The 18,552-nt window shown below is 72.3% G+C and carries 17 protein-coding genes; 14 read left to right on the top strand and 3 right to left on the bottom strand.

Translation table 11 applies throughout. The features are described 5' to 3' along the window. Positions 1 to 166: 166 nt before the first annotated feature. The 3 genes from ACZ6S4_RS07760 (at position 167) to dapB (ending at position 3,203) form a co-directional block, all read left to right on the top strand. Positions 167 to 1,447 carry a M16 family metallopeptidase gene (locus tag ACZ6S4_RS07760; protein WP_465474638.1) on the top strand — a complete coding sequence of 427 codons (1,281 nt, stop codon included), beginning with the start codon at positions 167 to 169 and terminating at the stop codon, positions 1,445 to 1,447. An 83-nt stretch (positions 1,448 to 1,530) separates the two neighbouring features. Beyond that, positions 1,531 to 2,448 (top strand): phosphatase PAP2 family protein, encoded by a 918-nt coding sequence (locus tag ACZ6S4_RS07765; protein ID WP_465474639.1) that lies wholly within the window; start codon positions 1,531 to 1,533, stop codon positions 2,446 to 2,448. Beyond that, the gene (dapB, locus tag ACZ6S4_RS07770; protein WP_465474156.1) at positions 2,445 to 3,203 is read left to right on the top strand and encodes a 4-hydroxy-tetrahydrodipicolinate reductase; all 759 of its coding nucleotides are present in this window, start codon (positions 2,445 to 2,447) and stop codon (positions 3,201 to 3,203) included. Before ACZ6S4_RS07765 ends, dapB begins: the two co-directional genes overlap by 4 nt. A 21-nt stretch (positions 3,204 to 3,224) precedes the next feature. On the opposite strand, the gene ACZ6S4_RS07775 is transcribed toward dapB, so the two are convergent. Next, on the bottom strand, positions 3,225 to 5,216 hold the full coding sequence (locus ACZ6S4_RS07775; RefSeq protein ID WP_465474157.1) for an amylo-alpha-1,6-glucosidase: 1,992 nt from the start codon (positions 5,214 to 5,216) through the stop codon (positions 3,225 to 3,227). A gap of 10 nt (positions 5,217 to 5,226) precedes the next feature. Continuing rightward, a complete protein-coding gene (locus ACZ6S4_RS07780) occupies positions 5,227 to 5,805 on the bottom strand; it encodes a GNAT family N-acetyltransferase (RefSeq protein WP_360549781.1) in 579 nt (192 codons plus the stop codon). 53 nt (positions 5,806 to 5,858) lie between these two features. Here ACZ6S4_RS07780 and ACZ6S4_RS07785 point away from each other — a divergent pair, with 53 nt between their 5' ends. The 6 genes from ACZ6S4_RS07785 (at position 5,859) to ACZ6S4_RS07810 (ending at position 12,112) form a co-directional block, all read left to right on the top strand. After that, the gene (locus tag ACZ6S4_RS07785) at positions 5,859 to 7,091 is read left to right on the top strand and encodes a winged helix-turn-helix domain-containing protein (RefSeq protein WP_465474158.1); all 1,233 of its coding nucleotides are present in this window, start codon (positions 5,859 to 5,861) and stop codon (positions 7,089 to 7,091) included. A gap of 5 nt (positions 7,092 to 7,096) precedes the next feature. Further along, positions 7,097 to 7,639 carry a DUF2752 domain-containing protein gene (locus ACZ6S4_RS07790; RefSeq protein ID WP_465474159.1) on the top strand — a complete coding sequence of 181 codons (543 nt, stop codon included), beginning with the start codon at positions 7,097 to 7,099 and terminating at the stop codon, positions 7,637 to 7,639. Positions 7,640 to 7,712: 73 nt separating this feature from the next. Beyond that, positions 7,713 to 8,618, top strand: a complete 906-nt coding sequence (gene dapA, locus ACZ6S4_RS07795) for a 4-hydroxy-tetrahydrodipicolinate synthase (protein WP_465474160.1) — start codon at positions 7,713 to 7,715, stop codon at positions 8,616 to 8,618. A 13-nt stretch (positions 8,619 to 8,631) separates the two neighbouring features. Then, positions 8,632 to 10,320, top strand: coding sequence for a ribonuclease J (locus tag ACZ6S4_RS07800; protein ID WP_212991689.1), 1,689 nt, complete (start codon positions 8,632 to 8,634; stop codon positions 10,318 to 10,320). A gap of 113 nt (positions 10,321 to 10,433) precedes the next feature. Then, entirely contained in the window at positions 10,434 to 11,666 is a 1,233-nt protein-coding gene (locus ACZ6S4_RS07805; RefSeq protein ID WP_465474161.1) for a S1 family peptidase, read from the top strand. 80 nt (positions 11,667 to 11,746) lie between these two features. After that, entirely contained in the window at positions 11,747 to 12,112 is a 366-nt protein-coding gene (locus ACZ6S4_RS07810) for a DUF2784 domain-containing protein (RefSeq protein WP_465474162.1), read from the top strand. On the opposite strand, the gene ACZ6S4_RS07815 is transcribed toward ACZ6S4_RS07810, so the two are convergent. Further along, entirely contained in the window at positions 12,086 to 12,496 is a 411-nt protein-coding gene (locus ACZ6S4_RS07815; protein ID WP_360824099.1) for a type III secretion system chaperone family protein, read from the bottom strand. The genes ACZ6S4_RS07810 and ACZ6S4_RS07815 overlap by 27 nt on opposite strands. 87 nt (positions 12,497 to 12,583) lie before the next feature. Here ACZ6S4_RS07815 and ACZ6S4_RS07820 point away from each other — a divergent pair, with 87 nt between their 5' ends. The 5 genes from ACZ6S4_RS07820 to ACZ6S4_RS07840 all read left to right on the top strand — a co-directional run bounded on the left by ACZ6S4_RS07820 (position 12,584) and on the right by ACZ6S4_RS07840 (position 18,443). After that, entirely contained in the window at positions 12,584 to 15,124 is a 2,541-nt protein-coding gene (locus ACZ6S4_RS07820) for an FtsK/SpoIIIE family DNA translocase (RefSeq protein ID WP_465474163.1), read from the top strand. Between the two features lie 43 nt (positions 15,125 to 15,167). Next, complete coding sequence (rimO, locus tag ACZ6S4_RS07825) at positions 15,168 to 16,631, top strand: 30S ribosomal protein S12 methylthiotransferase RimO (RefSeq protein WP_465474164.1); 1,464 nt, start codon at positions 15,168 to 15,170, stop codon at positions 16,629 to 16,631. Next, positions 16,628 to 17,221: a CDP-diacylglycerol--glycerol-3-phosphate 3-phosphatidyltransferase gene (gene pgsA, locus ACZ6S4_RS07830; protein WP_465474165.1), complete on the top strand. Its 594-nt coding sequence runs from the start codon at positions 16,628 to 16,630 to the stop codon at positions 17,219 to 17,221. Before rimO ends, pgsA begins: the two co-directional genes overlap by 4 nt. A 35-nt stretch (positions 17,222 to 17,256) precedes the next feature. Further along, entirely contained in the window at positions 17,257 to 17,772 is a 516-nt protein-coding gene (locus ACZ6S4_RS07835) for a CinA family protein (protein ID WP_465474166.1), read from the top strand. Positions 17,773 to 17,963: 191 nt separating this feature from the next. Beyond that, positions 17,964 to 18,443, top strand: a complete 480-nt coding sequence (locus ACZ6S4_RS07840) for a helix-turn-helix domain-containing protein (RefSeq protein ID WP_451912633.1) — start codon at positions 17,964 to 17,966, stop codon at positions 18,441 to 18,443. Positions 18,444 to 18,552 lie beyond the last annotated feature (109 nt).

Genomic DNA, 18,552 nt, shown 5'->3' on the forward strand with positions numbered 1-18,552 from the left:
CAGCTGACCGAGGAGACGCACCGTGCGCTGCCTTGGTTCCTGGCCTCCGCAGGCCGGCCCCGCCCCCCCCCCCCCCCCTCCCACCCCCCCCCCCACCCCCCCCCCCCCCACCCCCCCCCCCACCCCCCCCCCCCCCCCCCCCCCCCCCCGCGTTTCTACCCGGACCCTGCAGGACGGCGTCAAGCGCACTGTCCTGCCCTCTGGTCTGCGCATCATCACCGAGGCGATCCCCACCACCCGCAGCGCCGCTCTCGGCGTCTGGGTCGGGGTCGGCTCCCGTGACGAGACCCCGGCGATGTCGGGTGCCTCGCACTTCCTCGAGCACCTGCTGTTCAAGGGCACCGAGAAGCGCACCGCGCTGGAGATCTCGGCGGAGATCGAGGCGGTCGGCGGCGAGACCAACGCCTTCACCACGAAGGAGTACACCTGCTACTACGCGCGGGTGCTGGACGCCGATCTGCCGCTCGCCGTGGACGTGCTGTGTGACGCGGTCGCGGGCTCGATCCTCGACCCGGCGGACGTGGAGACCGAGCGCGGCGTGATCCTCGAGGAGATCGCCATGCACGACGACGAGCCCGGCGACGAGGTGCACGACGTCTTCACCGAGGCGATCTTCGGCGCCGACACGCCGCTGGGCCGGCTGATCTCGGGCACCGAGCAGACCATCTCGCCGATGACCCGCACCCAGATCAACCGCTTCTACCGGGCCCGTTACAAGGCGCCGCAGATCGTGATCACGGCGGCGGGCAACCTCGAGCACGCCAAGGTCGTCAAGCTGGTCCGGGCCGCCCTGGCCGGCAGCCCGCTCGACGGCGACATCGCCGAGCCCGCGCCCAAGCGTGGCTCGTCCGGGGCCGCCCGCGCGCGCAAGCCGGTCACCCTGGTCCGGCACCGCGACACCGAGCAGGCGCACATCGTGCTCGGCTGCGCCGGCATCAACCGGGCCGACGAGCGCCGGTTCGCGCTCGGCGTGCTCAACAACGTGCTCGGCGGTGGCATGTCCAGCCGGCTCTTCCAGGAGATCCGGGAGAAGCGGGGGCTGGCCTACTCGGTCTACTCGTACGGCAGCCAGTACGCCGACGCCGGCCTGTTCGCGGTCTACGCCGGCTGCGCCCCGGGCAAGGCCGAGGAGGTGCTCTCGCTGATCCGCGCGGAGCTCGCCACGGTCGCGGCCGACGGCATCAGCGCCGGCGAGCTGGCCCGTGGCAAGGGCATGGTCAAGGGCTCGTACGTGCTCGGCCTGGAGGACACCGGCTCGCGGATGAGCCGGCTGGCCAAGTCGGAGCTGCTGCACGGCGACCTGATGGCCGTCGACGAGATGCTGGCCCGGGTCGATGCCGTCACCCTCGACGAGGTCAACGAGCTGGCCGCCGAGCTGCTGGCGAAGCCCATGTCGCTGGCCGTCGTCGGGCCCTTCGACGAGAACGCGTTTTCGAACGCCCGCTAACCTGGGACGCCGTGACCATCCTCAGCCCTCCGCCCGTACAAGAAGAAGCGACGCCGGACCGGCGCAGACGCCGGATCATCGGCATGCTGATCTGGGCGGTCCTGTTCGCGGTCGGCACGTACTTCATCGGCGTGCCGACCAGCGACCCGCTGATCGCCTTCGGCTGGCTGTGGCTGGCCACCATCGCCTGGCGCAGCGACCTGCCGTGGCGGCAGCACCTGCTGTTCCTGCGGGACTGGCTGCCCATCGCGTTGCTGCTGGTCGTCTACAACATCTCCCGCGGGTACGCCGACGACCTCTTCCAGCCGCACGTCACCGAGCTGATCGACGCGGACGAGGCGATGTTCGGCCGGCTCACCGGCGGTCAGGTCCCGACCACCTGGCTGCAGCAGCACCTGTACCAGCCCGGCGTGGTGCAGTGGTGGGAGGTCGTGGTCACCCTGATCTACGTCTCGCACTTCCTGACCGTGCCGACGGTCGCGGTGATCCTCTGGGTGCGGTCCCGCGCGCAGTGGGCCCGCTTCGTCCGCCGCTGGTTCACCCTCTGCGTCTTCGGCCTGATCACCTACTTCGTCTATCCGGCGGCACCGCCCTGGTGGGCCTACGAGGAGGGCTACCTGCCTGAGCACGTCGAGCGGATCTCCACGAACGGGTGGGATGCCATCGGCCTGCACGGCGCCGGCAACACTCTGAACGCCTTGCAGGTGGAGGCGTCCAACCCGGTGGCCGCGATGCCATCGCTGCACACCGCCTGGGCCATGATGGCCGTCGCCTTCTTCCTGCCGGTGGTGCGCCGGCGCTGGTGGCCGCTGCTGCTCGCGTACCCGCTCGCGATGACGTTCACCCTGGTCTACACCGGGGAGCACTACGTGATCGACGTGCTGGTCGGCTGGGCCTACGTCGCCGGCGTCTTCCTGGTCGTGGGGCTGGCCGAGCGCTGGTGGCGCAACCGGCACCCGGCTCCCGACGAGGCGGCGACCGGCGTTAAATTGACCGGGTGACAGACGAGCAGCAACCGATCCGCGTCGGCGTACTCGGTGCCCGGGGCCGCATGGGCCTCGAAGTGTGCAAAGCGGTCGACGCGGCCGACGACCTCGAGCTGGTGGCGATGGTCGACCAGGGCGACTGGCTGTTCAACGCCTCGGACGCCGGCGCCCAGGTGCTCGTCGACTTCACCACCCCCGACGTGGTCATGGACAACCTGCACTGGGCCGTGGACCAGGGCATCAGCATGGTTGTCGGCACGACCGGCTTCACCGAGCAGCGCCTGGAGCGGGTGCGTTCCTGGCTGTCGCACAAGCCCGAGGTCGGCGTGCTGATCGCGCCCAACTTCGGCATCGGCGCGGTGCTGATGATGCAGTTCGCGGCCCGCGCGGCCCGCTACTTTGAGTCGGCCGAGATCATCGAGCAGCACCACCCGCGCAAGCTGGACGCCCCGAGCGGCACGGCCACCCACACGGCCAAGCTGATCGCGGCGGCCCGGGCCGAGGCCGGCCTGGGCGCGATGCCGGACGCGACCAAGGAGGAGGTGTCCGGCGCCCGCGGCGCGGACATCGACGGCGTGCGGGTGCACGCGGTGCGGGCGGCGGGCCTGGTCGCCCACCAGGAGGTCCTCTTCGGTACGCACGGCGAGACGCTGACCATCCGGCACGACAGCCTGGACCGGGCCTCCTTCATGCCGGGTGTGCTGCTGGGGATCCGCTCGATCGTGACCCGCCCGGGCCTGACGATCGGCCTCGACTCCCTCCTCGACTGAGGGCCCTCCTCGACCGGGGGTTCAGCCCAGCGTCAGTCCGGCGGGGAGGCCCCTGACACTCGCCTCGCCGTCGGCGTCGACCTGCACGTCCACCGTCGCACCGGCGATGCTGAGGCCACGCACCTCGACCGGGCCGAAGGGTGCGCCGGCGAGCGGCCGGAGGCGTACCCGGCCGCCGGGCACGTCCGGCTCAAGCCCGATCACGGCCTGGGTCATGAGCACTGCCGCGGCCGCCGACCACGCCTGGGGCCGGCAAGCCGCCGGGTACGGCATCGGCCGGCTCAGCGCCCCGCGGGCGTCCCCGGCGTGCAGCTCGGGCAGCCGGTAGCCGAACGCCTCCGCCGCGGTCAGCAACCCGTCGATCAGCACGGCCGCCTCGGCACCGAACCCGGCCCGGGCCAGCCCGGCCGCCACGATCGCGGTGTCGTGCGTCCACACCGAGCCGCAGTGGTACGACAGCGGCGCGTACCCGCCGTCGACGGCGGACATCGTGCGCAGCCCGTACGCGCCGGACATCGCCTCGCCGCCGAGCGCCGTCGCCACCGCCCGTTCCTCGGCCGCGTCGAGCAGGCCGGTGCCCAGCAGGTGGCCGATGTTGCTGGTCAGCGAGTCGACCAGGCGCCCGTCGCGGTCCAGCGCCAGCGCCGGGTAGCCGGCGTCGAGCCAGAACTCCGCCCGGAAGCGCTCGGCCAGCTTGGCTGCGTACTGCCGCCACCGGTCGCCGCCGGGCCGGCCGAACGCGTCCAGCAGCGCCGCGCCGTCCAGCGCCGCCCGGTGGGCGTAGCCCTGCACCTCGGCCAGGGCGATGGGCGGCTCGGCCTGCCGTCCGTCGTGGAAGCGCACGGCGTCCCCGGAGTCCTTCCAGCCCTGGTTGGCCAGGCCGTGCCCGGTGGTGTCGCGGTACGCCAGGAAGTCGTCGCCGTGCCCGGCCAGCCAGCCCAGCGCCGCCTCCAGGTGCGGCAGCAGCTCGCCGACCTGCGCCTCCGGCAGCCCCCAGCGCCAGGCGTCGTGCAGCAGGCTGATCCACAGCGGCGTGGCGTCGATGGTCCCGTAGTAGGCGGCGGGCAGCCGCAGGCCGTCCGCCAGCACGAATTCCTGCCGGCGCAGCTCGTGCAGGATCTTGCCGGGTGCCTCGGCCGCGGCCGGGTCGACCCGGGTGCCCTGCCGGCGGGCCAGCACGCGGAGCGTTCCGGCGGCGGGGCCGGTGCCCACCGGGAGCAGCATCCGGGCGGCCCAGATGCTGTCCCGGCCGAACAGCGTCAGGAACCACGGCACGCCGGCGGCGAGGTAGACATCGTCGCCGTCGGTCAGCCGCAGTCCGTGCAGGTCGTCGAGCGAGCGGGCCACCAGCCGGCCCAGGCGCTGGTCGCCGGAGTGGACCCGAGCCCGGTTCCAGTCGCGGGAGCGAGTGGGGGCGTGCACCGCCGCGGAGGGGTCGTCCACCCGTACGGTGAAGGCCAGGGTCGTGTCCGTGCCCGGCGCGAGCGTGACCGCCCAGCGCAGCCGCCCGCGGTCGTCGATCTCGGCCCGGTCCGCGCCGACCGTGACGGTGACGCCGTCCTGGGCCCAGGTCAGGCCGCCGTCGGCGGACCGGCCGGCGGCCACCGGGGTGGTCGGGCCGCCGGACCTGACGGCCTCGATCGGCGCTAGGTCGGCCGCCGGCTCGACCGTGACCACCGTGCTGACCGGCTCCGGCGCGGCCGAGCTCAGCCGGATCTGCTCGTCGACCCGCCCCGGAGTCACAGTGCGGGTCCGGTCGATGCGCAGCCGCGGATCGATCCGGCGGGCCAGCGCGACGAAGTGGACCGTGCCGGCCCCCGCTTCGGCGTGGCCGATCGGCTCGGGCTCGTGGTCGTCGAGCAGCAGCACGGCTGCGGAGAGCACGCGGACGTCCGCGTGGAACACGCCCTGCACCCCGGCCGCGCGGATCTGTCCGTCCGGCCCGGCCAGCGCCATGGTCGGCGCCGCCACGGTGGTGACGAGCTCGTGCAGAAGCGGCTGGAGTCGCGGCATGCCGGCCCGGTCAGGAAGCCTCGGGCGGCTGCGGGTCGACGGCGACGTGCAGCCGCAGCTGGGGGACCAGCATGTCGTCCACGTCCAGCGCGCGGCCGGCGCCGTCCGGCTCCCAGCCCGTGGAGACCAGGAACTTCTTCATCGCCTCGTCCGCGTCGTAGGCCCAGGCCACGGCCGCTTTGAACGCGTCCTCGCGCCACAGGTCGACGGTGGCCGCGAGCAACCGGCTGCCGTGCCCGCGGCGGCCCCAGCGGGGCTCGACCAGCAGGTCGGTGATCGCCGCCACGTCGTCGGGCAGCGGCGGCTCCTCGGGGACGAGCGCCTGCTCGTCGGCCGGCCCGGAGGCCGCGAAGCCCACCACGTGCGACGCCGCCTCGCCCTGCTCGACCGCGATCAGCACCCGGTGCCGCGGTGAGGGCGGGGCCTCGATCGCCTCGGCCCAGCCCCGGGCCAGGTAGGCCTCGTCCAGGTTGGCCAGGACGTGCGCCGGGAACATCCGCCGGTATGCGGTCCGCCAGGTCGTCAGCTGGATGCGGGCGATCTCGCCGGCGTCGGTGGGACGGGCGGGACGGACGAAGCCGAGTGCCATGCCCGGCAGCCTACAGACGGCTTTGTCGTACCCCTCGGCTAGCGTCCTGCTCTGTGGCCGTACCCGAATCTCTCTCCGTCGCCCAGGCCCGCCGCATCACGCTCGCCGCGCAGGGTTTCACCGACCCCCGGCCGGGCGGCGCCACCGACATGCGGCACCTGCGCCGGGTGCTGCGCCGCCTGCACCTGATCCAGATGGACTCGGTCAACGTCCTGCAGCGGGCCCACTTCATGCCGCTCTACAGCCGCCTCGGGCCCTACCCGCCGGCGCTGCTCGACCGGGCCGCCTACCGCAGACCCCGGCTGCTGTTCGAGTTCTGGGGCCACGAGGCGTCGCTGATCGACGTCGAGCTCCAGCCGCTGTTCCGCTGGCGCATGGCCCGCGCGCAGGACTACGCCTGGGGCAACATGCGGCGCATCGTGGCCGAGCAGCCCGAGCTGGTCGCCTGGGTGCTCGACGAGGTCCGGCAGCGCGGCCCGCTGACCGCCGCCGAGATCGAGCACGACGCCCCGCGCAGCAAGGACCACTGGGGCTGGAACTGGTCGGTCGTCAAGCAGGCCCTCGAGTGGCTGTTCTACAGCGGCGAGGTGACCGCCGCCGAGCGCACCACCTCGTTCGCCCGGCGTTACGACCTGCCCGAGCGGGTCCTGCCCCGGCACGTGCTGGAGGCGCCGACCCCGTCGCCGGAGGATTCGTTCCGGGCCCTGGTCGAGCTCTCCGCCCGGACCCTGGGCGTGGCCGCGGAGCCGGAGCTGCGCGACTATTTCCGGCTGCCGGTGGCCGGCTTCAAGCAGGCCCTGGCCGAGCTGATCGAGGACAAGGTGCTGCTCCCGGTCTCCGTGCACGGCTGGAAGGGCCCGGCCTACCTGCACCACGAGGCCCGGCTGCCGCGCCGGGTGCGGGCGGCGACGCTGGTCAGCCCGTTCGACCCGCTGATCTGGGAGCGCGGGCGCACCGAGCGGCTCTTCGACCTCAACTACCGCATCGAGATCTACGTCCCCGCCGCCCAGCGGCTGTACGGCTACTACGTGCTGCCGTTCCTGCTCGGCGAGGAGTTCGCCGCCCGCCTCGACCTCAAGGCCGACCGCAAGAGCGGTGTGCTGCAGATCCCGGCCGCCTGGATCGAGCCCGCCGCCGACCCGGAGGAGACCGCCGCCGCGCTGGTGCCCGAGCTGCACCGGCTGGCCGGCTGGCTGGGCCTGCACACGGTCGCGGCACCGCAGCGCGGAGACCTGGCCGGCCCGCTCACGGCCGCGCTGAAGCTTGCCTCCGCGGGTGTACCGTGACGCCCATGAGCAGTGCGACCGACCCCGTCGCAGTCCACCCGCAGGTCGACGGGCCGGTGCACGGCCCGTACCCGCCGCCGCCGTACTTCGAGCCCGCCCAGCCCGACCGGGTCACGCGGTTCGTGCAGCGCAAGTGGCGCGAGTCGCCGATCTGGGTCGCCCCGGCCGCGATGCTGGTCTGCATGGCCGGCGCGGTGGGCTACACCCTGGCCACCCACCCCACCGAGGCGAACGCCGGTGCGGCCCCGAGCTGCCTGCTCAAATACACGACCGGCTTCATCTGCCCGGGCTGCGGCGGCACCCGCGCGGCGTGGTATCTGCTGCACGGCGACATCCCGGCGGCGGCCCGGCACCACGCCCTGTTCGTCTTCGTCGTCCCGTTCCTGCTCTACATGTACGTCGCCTGGGCCGGCCGCCGCCTCTTCGGCTGGCGGCTCCCGCAGCTCAACCTCAGCCCGGGCGTGATCGGTGGCTTCATCGCCGTCTGGGGTGTCTGGAGCGTTCTGCGCAACCTGCCGTGGGCGCCGTTCACCGCCTTCTACGTCTAGGACAGGCCCCAGCCCGGGGCCCGGGCCCACCGGCGACGGGGAAACCCCTCCGGCCGTCCGATAAGTTGTCGGTATGACGCACGACCACCCGCGGCCCTTCGGCCGGCTGCTCTCGGCCATGGTGACCCCGTTCACGGCGGACGGCTCGCTCGATGTCGACGGCGCGGCCAGGCTGGCCACATGGCTGGTGGACGAGCAGGGACACGACGCCCTGGTGATCAGCGGCACCGGCGGTGAGTCACCGACGACCACCGACGCCGAGAAGGAGACCCTGCTGCGCGTCGTCGTCGAGGCGGTGGGCGACCGGGCCCGGATCGTGGCGGGCGTCGGCACCAACAACACGGCCCACACGGTCGAGCTGTCCCGGGCCGCGGAGAAGGCGGGCGCGCACGGCCTGCTGGTCGTCACGCCGTACTACAACAAGCCCCCGCAGGCCGGCCTGATCAGGCACTTCACCACCGTCGCGGACGCTGTCGGCCTGCCGGTGATGCTCTACGACATCCCGCACCGCTCCGGCGTGCCGATCGCCACCGAGACGCTGCTCCGCCTGGCCGAGCACTCCAACATCGTGGCGGTCAAGGACGCCAAGGGCGACCTGGCCGGCAGCGCCGACGTGCTGCGCCGCACGGACCTCGCCTACTACTCCGGCGAGGACGCGGCCATCCTGCCGCTGCTGTCGATCGGCGCGGTCGGCGTGGTCGGCACCTCCACGCACTTCATCGGCCCGCAGACCAAGGCCATGATCGAGGCGTACGAGCGCGGCGACACCGCCGGGGCGCTCGCGCTGCACCGGCAGCTGCTGCCGCTGTTCACCGGCATCTTCCGAACCCAGGGCACCATCCTCGTCAAGGCCGGCCTGCGCGCCCTCGGGCTGCCCGCCGGACCCGTGCGCTCACCGCTGGTCGACGCCACCGAGGCCGAAACGAACCAACTGCTCGAGGACGCCGCCGCGGCGGGACTGCACCTCGGCACCAATTAGAGAGGCCTCGCACTTGAGCCAGGCACACGTCGAGCTGGAACCACCACCCCCGCTGCCGGAGGGCGCCTTGCGCGTCATCCCGCTCGGAGGTCTCGGGGCCATCGGCCGCAACATGACGATTTTCGAGTTCGACGGCAAGCTGCTGGTCGTCGACTGCGGAGTGCTCTTCCCGGACGTGGAGCAACCCGGCGTCGACCTGATCCTGCCCGACTTCGACCCGATCCGGGAACGGCTGGAGGACGTCCAGGCGATCGTGCTGACCCACGGGCACGAGGACCACATCGGCGCGGTGCCGTACCTGCTCGCCCTCAAGCCGGACATCCCGCTGGTCGGCTCGGAGTTCACCCTGGCGCTGGTCGAGGCCAAGCTGGCCGAGCGGCGGCTGGACCCGTACACGCTGACCGTGCGCGAGGGGCAGACCGAGCGGCTGGGCCCGTTCGAGTGCGAGTTCTTCGCGGTCAACCACTCGATCCCGGACGCGCTGGCGGTGGCCGTACGCACGCCGGCCGGCCTGGTGCTGCACACCGGCGACTTCAAGATGGACCAGGTCCCGCTGGACGGGCGGATCACCGACCTGGCCGGGTTCGCCCGGCTCGGCGCCGAGGGTGTCGACCTGCTGCTGTCCGACTCGACCAACGCCGAGATCCCCGGCTTCGTCACCCCGGAACGCGACATCGGCCCGGTGCTCGGCGCCATCTTCGCCAAGGCCCGTGGCCGGATCATCGTGGCGAGCTTCGCCTCCCACGTGCACCGCGTCCAGCAGGTGATGGACGCCGCCTACGAGTACGAGCGCAAGGTCGCCCTGATCGGCCGCTCGATGGTCCGCAACATGGGCATCGCCCGGGACCTGGGCCTGCTGCGCATCCCGGACGGCCTGCTGGTCAGCCTGGACGAGGCGGCCCAGATGCCGCACGACGAGATCGTGTTCATGTCCACCGGTTCGCAGGGTGAGCCGATGAGCGCGCTGGGCCGGATGTCCACCGGCGACCACCGGCACATCACCATCGAGTCCGGCGACACCGTCGTGCTGGCCAGCTCGCTGGTGCCGGGCAACGAGACCTCGGTCTACCGGGTGATCAACCAGCTGGCCCGGGCCGGCGCCACGGTCGTGCACAAGGACACCGCCAAGGTGCACGTCTCGGGGCACGCCCCGGCCGGCGAGCTGCTCTACCTGCTCAACGTCGTACGCCCGAGCAACCTGATGCCTGTGCACGGCGAGTGGCGGCACCTGCGCGCCCACGCCCAGCTCGGCATCGAGTCCGGGGTCGCCCCGGACCGGGTCGTGCTCTGCGAGGACGGCGACGTGGTCGACCTGGTCGAGGGGCACGCCCGGCACGTGGGCCGGGTCAAGAACCGCTACGTGTACGTCGACGGCCTCGCCGTGGGCGACGTCAGCGAGTCGCTGCTGACCGAGCGGCGCATCCTCGGCGACGGCGGCTTCATCTCGGCCACCGTGGTGATCGACTCGGTGACCGGCAAGGTGGTCGGCGAGCCGAGCATCTCGGCCAAGGGCTTCTCCGAGGACCCGCAGGCCTTCAACCCGGTCATCCCGCTGCTGACCGCCGCCCTGCACCGCTCGGCCGAGGACGGCATCACCGACACCCACCAGCTCCAGCAGGTGGTCCGGCGCACCGTCGGACGCTGGGTGAACGACGCCTACCGGCGCCGGCCGATGATCGTGCCGACCGTTGTGGAAGTGTGATCGACAGCCATAGTTTTCTGTGAATACCGGATTTATTGATCCGGCCGCGACCCCCTTGCGTATCTGAGGGCACGGTGCCGCCCCCACGGCACTCGATGCGAGGGGAGTTTCGGATGCAGCGGAGAACGGTCGTCGCGCTTGCGGCGACGGTGACGGCAGCGGGAGCGGCGGTGGCGTTCACGCTGCCGTCCATGGCGGGCACGAACGCCGGCCGCGGCCCTGCGTCGCAGGTGAGCGGCGGAGTGGCCCCCCAGCTGCTCGCCGCGATGCAACGGGACCTCGGCGTCAGCGCCGACCAGGCCGGCGCCCGGGTGAAGCGGGCCGCGTGGGCCAGCGGCGTGGCAGCCCAGCTGCGCAGCGCGTCCGGTGACTCCTACGCGGGTTCCTGGCTCGGCCAGGACGGCACGACGCTGAACATCGGCATCACCGACGCCGGCCTGGCCGACGAGGTCCGCGCGGCCGGGGCCACGCCGAAGCTCGTCGAGCGCAGCGTGGCCCAGCTGGACCGGGCCAAGAAGGCGCTGGACGCCGAGGCCACCAAGGCCGACCGGGAGCTGCCCGGCTGGTACGTCGACGTCGCGGCCAACCAGGTCGTGATCCAGGCGCTGCCCGGCGACACCGACCGCGCCGAGGACCTGGCCTCCGACGCCGGGATCCCCGCCGAGGCGGTGAAGGTGGTCGTCACCAAGGCCGCCCCGAAGACCTTCGCGGACGTGGTCGGCGCCGAGCCGTACTTCGTCAACCTCGGCGGCGGCCAGGCCCGCTGCTCGATCGGCTTCGCGGTCGAGGGCGGCTTCCTGACCGCCGGCCACTGCGGCGCCGAGGGCACGGAGACCACCGACAAGGACAACCTGGACCAGGGTGTCGTCGTCGGCTCGATCTTCCCGGGTACCGCGGACATCGGTCTGGTGCAGACCAACGCGGGCGTGGGCCTGCAGCCGTTCGTCAACGACTTCGACGGCAACGCGCTGCCGGTCGGTGGCAGCACCGAGGCGCCCGTCGGCGCGGCGGTCTGCCGCTCCGGCTCCACCACCGGCACGTTCTGCGGTACCATCCTGGCCAAGAACCAGACGGTGAACTACCCCGAGGGCGCGGTCACCGGCCTGACCCGTACGGACGTCTGTGCCGAGGGCGGTGACTCCGGCGGTCCGTGGCTCGTCGGTGACCAGGCCCAGGGCGTGACCTCCGGCGGCTCCGGGGACTGCACCGTGGGCGGCGAGACGTTCTTCCAGCCGATCGCCGGGATCATCGAGGCCAACGACCTCACCCTGCTCACCACGGGCACCGGCACGCTGTCCGGCGACACCGAGCGGAACCTGCCGCGACGGATGCGTTCCGGCAACTGACGCACCACCTGTAGACGTGCTGCCCGCGCAGGCCATCCTCCGTCCTGCGCGGGCAGCGCTGCGTCGCCTACCGTTGCAGGGTGGTCTACCGGATCCTGATCGCCGCGGCCGTGGGCGCGCACTTCGCGTTCCTGGCCTTCGGCATCTTCGGCGGCTTCCTCGCCTGGCGCTGGCGCCGGCTCATCTGGCTGCAGATCGTCAGCGCCGCCTGGCTCCTGATCATCGTGGTCGCGCGGCTGTCGTGCCCGCTGACCTGGCTGGAGGACCGCGGCCGGGCCGGCGCGGGCCTGCCGCTGCGCGAGGGCGGCTTCCTGGACAACCACGTGGCGGGCGTCTTCTACCCGCACGGCTACGAGTGGGCGGCGCGGATCACGGTCGCCGCGCTCATCCTCACCTCGTGGATCGGCTTCGCGGTGCGCTCAAAGCTCCGCGACCGCGTCGGCTAGCTCGCAGCCCGTCGCGATCCCGCAGATCATCACCTGGTCGAGCTGCTCCGGGGTGACACCGCGCTCCCAGTCGCCGACGACCTCACCGACCACCCGCACCGCGCCGTCGTCGGCCGTGTGCACGTACGCCTTGGGCCAGAGCCGGTCGTGGTTCCAGGCGTTGCAGAAGGCGTACAGGCGGGGGACGTCGTCGGTGCTGAAGACCGTCCGGGTCAGCGTGCGGACCTGCAGGACCTCCTCGTCCTTGCCGAGCCGGAAGAAGTAGATCAGGCAGCCCTGCCAGTTGCCGCCGATGTCACCGTCGTCGTCGACGAAGTGGGCGAACGCGCGGGCGTTCAGCGCGTCGATGATCATGTCGTGGCTGAGCGGTTGCGGCGCGGACATGCTGTTGATCCTAAACGGGGGAAAAAGCGAAACCCGGTCACGGTGCGGCGCGCGTACTCGCGAGAGTGATCCCGTTACGGTAGTGCCATGGCGGGCCGTACTCCTCCGGCGAGCCGGGGCCGCGCCGCGTCCACCACGCGCGGTGCCGCGACGTCGCGCGCCCGGCAACCAGCGGCTCGCAAGACACCCGCGCGCAAGGCCCCGGCGAAAAAGGCAGTGCCGCGCGCCCGGGCGAGAAGCGCCACCCGGGCCCGGCCCGGAGTCGGATCTGTGCTCGCGACCGGGGTCGGCCGCGGCGTGGGCGCCCTCTGGATGGGCGTCGCGCACAGCGTCGGCTGGGTCGCCCGCGGCGTCGGCCGGCAGGCCGCGACCGCCAAGGAGATCGATCCCGAGCACCGTCGCGACGGCGCCGGCCTGCTCATGCTCGGCCTGGCCATCCTGGTCGGGGTGGCGGTCTGGGCGGGTTCCGCCGGCCCGGTCGGCGCCCGGCTCAACGACGCCATGCGGCTGTTCTTCGGCGGCCTGGCGGTGCTCCTGCCGCTGCTGCTGCTCTACGGCGCGGTCCGCTTCATGCGCAAGCCCGCCGATCCCGAGCACCGCGGCCGGTCCGTCGTCGGCTGGAGCGCGCTGGTCGTCTCCACCGCCAGCCTGCTGCACGTGTCCCAGCGCCCGGCCGACGACGTCGAGATGAACAGCTCCGGCGGGCTCATCGGCTACGGCGTCGGCTCCCTGCTGGAGAACGCGGTGACGGCCTGGGTGGCCGTACCCCTGCTCGTGCTGCTGTTGATCTTCGGTCTGCTGGTCATCACCGCGACCCCGATCAACAAGATCCCCGAACGGCTGATGCTGCTCGCCGACGTGTTGCTCGGCCGCTCGTCGGCCCGGGCCCCGCTGCCCGACCCGGACCTGCCGGACCTCGACGAGCCCGGCGACGAGGAGACCAAGCGGCGCGGCCCGGCCCGCCGCCGGCAGGGCTCGCTGGCCGACATCGGGCTCGCCCCGGACCCCGACGACCTCGACGTGGACGACGACCCGATCGTGCACGACACCGTGCTGGTGCCCCGCGGCAAGAAGGTGCCGGCCAGCCGCAAGGCGCCCGAGCCGCCGGAGCACTCGCCGTTGCCCACCCGCGCCGAGCAGCTCGACATCTCGGCGGTCGAGGGCGACTACCGGCTGCCCCCGCCGAGCCTGCTGGGCAAGGGCGCGGCGCCGAAGTCCCGCAGCAAGGCCAACGACGAGATCATGACCGCGCTGACCGGGGTCTTCGACCAGTTCAACCTGGACGCGCAGGTCACCGGCTTCACCCGGGGCCCGACGGTCACCCGCTACGAGGTCGAGGTCGGCCCCGGCGTCAAGGTCGAGCGGATCACCCAGCTCTCCCGCAACATCGCCTACGCGGTCAAGTCGCCCGACGTGCGCATCCTGAGCCCGATCCCGGGCAAGAGCGCGGTCGGCGTGGAGATCCCGAACACCGATCCGGAGAACGTCTCGCTCGGCGACGTACTGCGCTCGCACGCGGCCACCGCCGACCACCACCCGATGCTGGTGGCGCTGGGCAAGGACATCGAGGGCCGCTTCGTGGTGGCCAACCTGGCCAAGATGCCGCACATCCTGATCGCCGGCGCGACCGGGGCGGGCAAGAGCTCCTGCCTCAACTCGCTGCTGGTCTCGATCCTGACCCGGGCCACCCCGGACGAGGTGCGGCTGCTGCTGGTCGACCCCAAGCGGGTCGAGATGACCGCCTACGAGGGCATCCCGCACCTGGTCACGCCGATCGTCACCAACGCCAAGAAGGCCGCCGACGCCCTGGAATGGGTCGTCCGCGAGATGGACATGCGCTACGACGACCTCGCCGCCAACGGGGTACGCCACATCGACGACTTCAACCGCAAGGTCCGCAGCGGCGAGATCACGGCACCGCCCGGAGTCGACCGGGTGATGAAGCCGTACCCGTACCTGCTGGTGATCGTCGACGAGCTGGCCGACCTGATGATGGTCGCCCCGCGCGACGTCGAGGACTCGGTGGTCCGGATCACCCAGCTGGCCCGCGCCGCCGGCATCCACCTGGTGCTGGCCACCCAGCGCCCCTCGGTCGACGTGGTCACCGGCCTGATCAAAGCCAACGTCCCGTCCCGGCTGGCCTTCGCCACCAGCTCGCTGGCCGACTCCCGGGTCATCCTCGACCAGCCCGGTGCGGAGAAGCTGCTGGGCCGCGGTGACGGCCTGTTCCTGCCGATGGGCGCGTCCAAGCCGGCCCGCTTCCAGGGCGCCTGGGTCGACGAGAAGGAAATCGCCGACGTCGTCAAGTTCTGCAAGGACCAGCGCGAGCCGGAGTTCCGCCCGGACGTGACGGCGCCGCCGGAGAGCAAGAAGAAGCAGATCGACGAGGAGGTCGGCGACGACCTCGAGGTGCTGATCCAGGCGATCGAGCTGGTGGTCACCTCGCAGTTCGGCTCGACCTCGATGCTGCAGCGCAAGCTGCGGGTCGGCTTCGCCAAGGCGGGCCGGCTGATGGACCTGATGGAGACCCGCGGCATCGTGGGCCCGTCCGAGGGCTCCAAGGCCCGCGAAGTGTTGATCAAGCCCGATGAGCTCGAAGAGACCCTCGCCACGCTGAGGGTCGACTAGACAGCCGAAGGCAGGGCAACCGGCGACCGGTAGCCTTGTCGGAGTGTCGGTAACCCCTGCCCCCCGCCGTGTCGCCCTGCTCACCCTGGGCTGTGCCCGTAACGAGGTCGACTCCGAGGAGTTGGCCGCCCGTCTCGACGCCGGTGGCTGGCAGGTCAGCACGGACGCCGACGGCGCCGACGTGGTCCTCGTCAACACCTGCGGCTTTGTCGAGAAGGCCAAGCAGGACTCCATCGAGACCCTGCTCGCGGCGGCTGACACCGGCGCCAAGGTGGTCGCGGCCGGCTGCATGGCCGAGCGGTACGGCAAGGAGCTCGCCGAGAGCCTCCCCGAGGCGCAGGCCGTGCTCGGCTTCGACGACTACACCGACATCGCCGCCCGCCTCGACGGCGTGCTCGCCGGTGAGCGCTTCGACGCGCACACCCCGCGGGACCGCCGGGAGCTGCTGCCGCTGACCCCGGTCGCCCGGCAGGCGGCCAAGGTCGTCGTCCCCGGGCACGCCACCGTCGACGAGCACACCCCCGCCCACCTGCGCCAGGTGCTGCGCCGCCGCCTCGACAGCGGCCCGGTCGCGAGCCTCAAGCTGGCCAGCGGCTGCGACCGGCGGTGCTCGTTCTGCGCCATCCCGGCCTTCCGCGGCGCGTTCGTCTCCCGTGATCCGCAGGAGCTGCTGGCCGAGGCCGAGTGGCTGGCCGGCACCGGCGTCCGCGAGCTGGTCCTGGTGAGTGAGAACAGCACCTCGTACGGCAAGGACCTCGGCGACCCGCGCGCCCTGGAGAAGCTGCTGCCGCAGCTCGCCGCCGTGCCGGGGATCGTCCGGGTCCGGGCCAGCTACCTGCAGCCCGCCGAGACCCGTCCGGGCCTGGTCGAGACCATCGCCACCACGCCGGGCGTCGCGGCGTACTACGACCTGTCCTTCCAGCACTCCAGCGAGCCGGTGCTGCGCCGGATGCGCCGGTTCGGCTCCACCGACCGGTTCCTGGAGCTGCTCGCCTCGGCCCGCACGCTGGCCCCCGAGGCGGGCGCACGCAGCAACTTCATCGTCGGCTTCCCCGGCGAGACCCGGGAGGACCTGGACGAACTGGTCCGGTTCCTGACCGAGGCCCGGCTGGACGCCATCGGCGTCTTCGACTACAGCGACGAGGACGGCACCGAGGCCGTCGGCCTGTCCGGCAAGGTGGACGAGGACGAGATCAAGCTCCGGTACGCCGAGATCAGCGAACTGGCCGACGAACTGTGCGCCCAGCGGGCCGAGGACCGGCTCGGCTCGGTCGTCGAGGTGCTGGTCGACACGATCACCGACGGCGAGATCGAGGGCCGCGCCGAGCACCAGGCGCCCGAGGTCGACGGTTCCACCCTGCTGGTCGCCGGCGACCAGGGGGTTGACCTGGCCGCGCTGCGCCCCGGCGACTTCGTCCGGGCCCGGGTCACCGGCACCGAGGGCGTCGACCTGGTGGCCGTACCCGTCGAAATGATCTCCGCGGCGCCGGCAGCGGCGGCGTCGTGACCGACGAGCCGGTGCCGGTGGCCGCGCCGCGGCCGGTTTCGCTCTACAACCCGGCCAACGTGCTGACGGCCGCCCGCATCGTGCTCGTCCCCGTGTTCGTCGCGTTCGTCATCGTTTCCGAGATGACGGAGTCCGGCTGGCGGATCCTGGCCTGCCTGACCTTCTGTGTGGCGTCCGCCACGGATTTCGCGGACGGCTGGATCGCCCGGCGCTACGAGCTGGTGACGTCCTTCGGCAAGGTGGCGGATCCGATCGCGGACAAGGCGCTGACCGGCAGTGCGCTGGTGCTGCTGTCGGCGTACGACCGGTTGTCGTGGTGGGTGACGGGCCTGATCCTGGTCCGCGAGTGGGGGGTCACGGCGCTGCGTTTCTGGGTGATCCGGTACGGCGTCATCCCGGCCAGCCGCGGCGGCAAGCTCAAGACGGCGCTGCAGATCGCCGCGATCGCGTGGTTCCTGTGGCCCGTCCCGGAGCCCTTCGACCTGGTCGGCACGGTGCTGATGGTCGCCGCGCTGATCGTGACCGTGGTGACGGGTGTGGATTACGTGTTGCAGGCGTTGCGCCTGCGCCGGCGGGCCCAGCGGGTCTGAGGGTGCGCCCCACCCGTGCTTGGCAGAATCGGGGCATGAGCGAAGGCAAGATCGATGATCCCGGGGTGGCCGCCGCCGCGGTGGTGCACGCCCTGGCCGACCGGCGCCAGACCCTGTCGGTCGCGGAGTCGCTGACCGGTGGCCTGCTCGCCGCCACGATCGTCGAGATCGCCGGGGTGAGCGCGGTGTTCAAGGGCGGCGTGGTGGTCTACGCCACCGAGCTGAAGCACACCCTGGCCGGCGTGCCCCGGCAGCTGCTGGACGAGCGCGGGCCGGTCGATCCGGACGTCGCGCTGGCCCTCGCCGAGGGGGTGCGGGAGCGCTGCGGTTCCGACTGGGGCCTGGCCACGACCGGGGTCGCCGGGCCGGAGCCGCAGGACGGCAAGCCGGTCGGGATGGTTTTCGTCGCGGCGGCCGGGCCGGGCGGAGCCACCGTGCAGGAGCTGAGCCTGCCGGGTTCGCGACAGGACATCCGCACCGCGAGTGTGACGTCCGCCCTGTCGCTGCTCGTCGCCCAGCTGCGCGGCTCGACCGCGGGAATCGCGGGCTGAGCTGCCGCGTTGTCTCGATCGGGTGAGTGGGTGAAACCTGCCCGCCGCCCGTCTCAGCAGCCCCGCGGGCACCCGCGCGTTCCCGCCCGTCCCGCATTTCGGCGGGGCGGGATGTCGGTGTAGCCCGTAGCGGGTACGGTTGCGGGAAGCCTCCGGCGGTTGCCGGTGGCCCCGCCGCAGGAGGAGGTGCCATGGTCCTGCTACGCCGGGTTATCGGTGACGCACTTCGGGCGCGCAGGCAGGGTCAGCATCGCACGCTGCGTGAGGTGTCGACCGCCGCCAACGTCAGCCTGGGGTATCTCTCCGAGATCGAACGTGGCCAGAAGGAAGCGTCCAGCGAGCTGCTCGCCGCGATCTGCGAGGCACTGGGCGCGCGCCTGTCCGAGGTCCTGGGTGAAGTGAGCGGCACGCTCGCGCTCGCCGAGGGGATGGACGGTGTTCTCGCCCCGCTCGAGCCCACTCCCGTCGAGACCAGTGGTGCGGGCGCCAACCCCGTTCCGCTCACCGGCTCCCCGATCAAGGCGGCTCCGGTCAAGAAGGGCGAGGCCCCGGCCGTGCGCCAGGTGACCTCCGACGGGACGGTCTCCGTCTCCGTGCGCCAGGAGTCTCCGCTCAAGGCGACCCTGCACGCGACCCGCAAGCGCGGGCGCGACATCGTCTACGCAGCCTGATCCTCAGCACCGCCCCTACGCGTTCCGGCGTCGCCGGAACGCGTATCGGCGCGTAGCCTCGATGTCGGGGGAACCCTCGTCCGACCCTGAGATCCCCCGTAGGTCACGT

It is taken from the genome of Actinoplanes sp. NPDC051405, assembly GCF_055586185.1.

Coding starts and splice junctions, on each gene's coding strand:
- ACZ6S4_RS07790 (WP_465474159.1), top strand. CDS start 7,097: ATGAGCAGTGCGACCGACCCCGTCGCAGTCCACCCGCAGGTCGACGGG.
- dapA (WP_465474160.1), top strand. CDS start 7,713: ATGACGCACGACCACCCGCGGCCCTTCGGCCGGCTGCTCTCGGCCATG.
- ACZ6S4_RS07775 (WP_465474157.1), bottom strand. CDS start 5,216: ATGCCGCGACTCCAGCCGCTTCTGCACGAGCTCGTCACCACCGTGGCG.
- ACZ6S4_RS07805 (WP_465474161.1), top strand. CDS start 10,434: ATGCAGCGGAGAACGGTCGTCGCGCTTGCGGCGACGGTGACGGCAGCG.
- ACZ6S4_RS07835 (WP_465474166.1), top strand. CDS start 17,257: ATGAGCGAAGGCAAGATCGATGATCCCGGGGTGGCCGCCGCCGCGGTG.
- ACZ6S4_RS07840 (WP_451912633.1), top strand. CDS start 17,964: ATGGTCCTGCTACGCCGGGTTATCGGTGACGCACTTCGGGCGCGCAGG.
- ACZ6S4_RS07815 (WP_360824099.1), bottom strand. CDS start 12,496: ATGTCCGCGCCGCAACCGCTCAGCCACGACATGATCATCGACGCGCTG.
- ACZ6S4_RS07820 (WP_465474163.1), top strand. CDS start 12,584: ATGGCGGGCCGTACTCCTCCGGCGAGCCGGGGCCGCGCCGCGTCCACC.
- ACZ6S4_RS07780 (WP_360549781.1), bottom strand. CDS start 5,805: ATGGCACTCGGCTTCGTCCGTCCCGCCCGTCCCACCGACGCCGGCGAG.
- ACZ6S4_RS07765 (WP_465474639.1), top strand. CDS start 1,531: ATGCTGATCTGGGCGGTCCTGTTCGCGGTCGGCACGTACTTCATCGGC.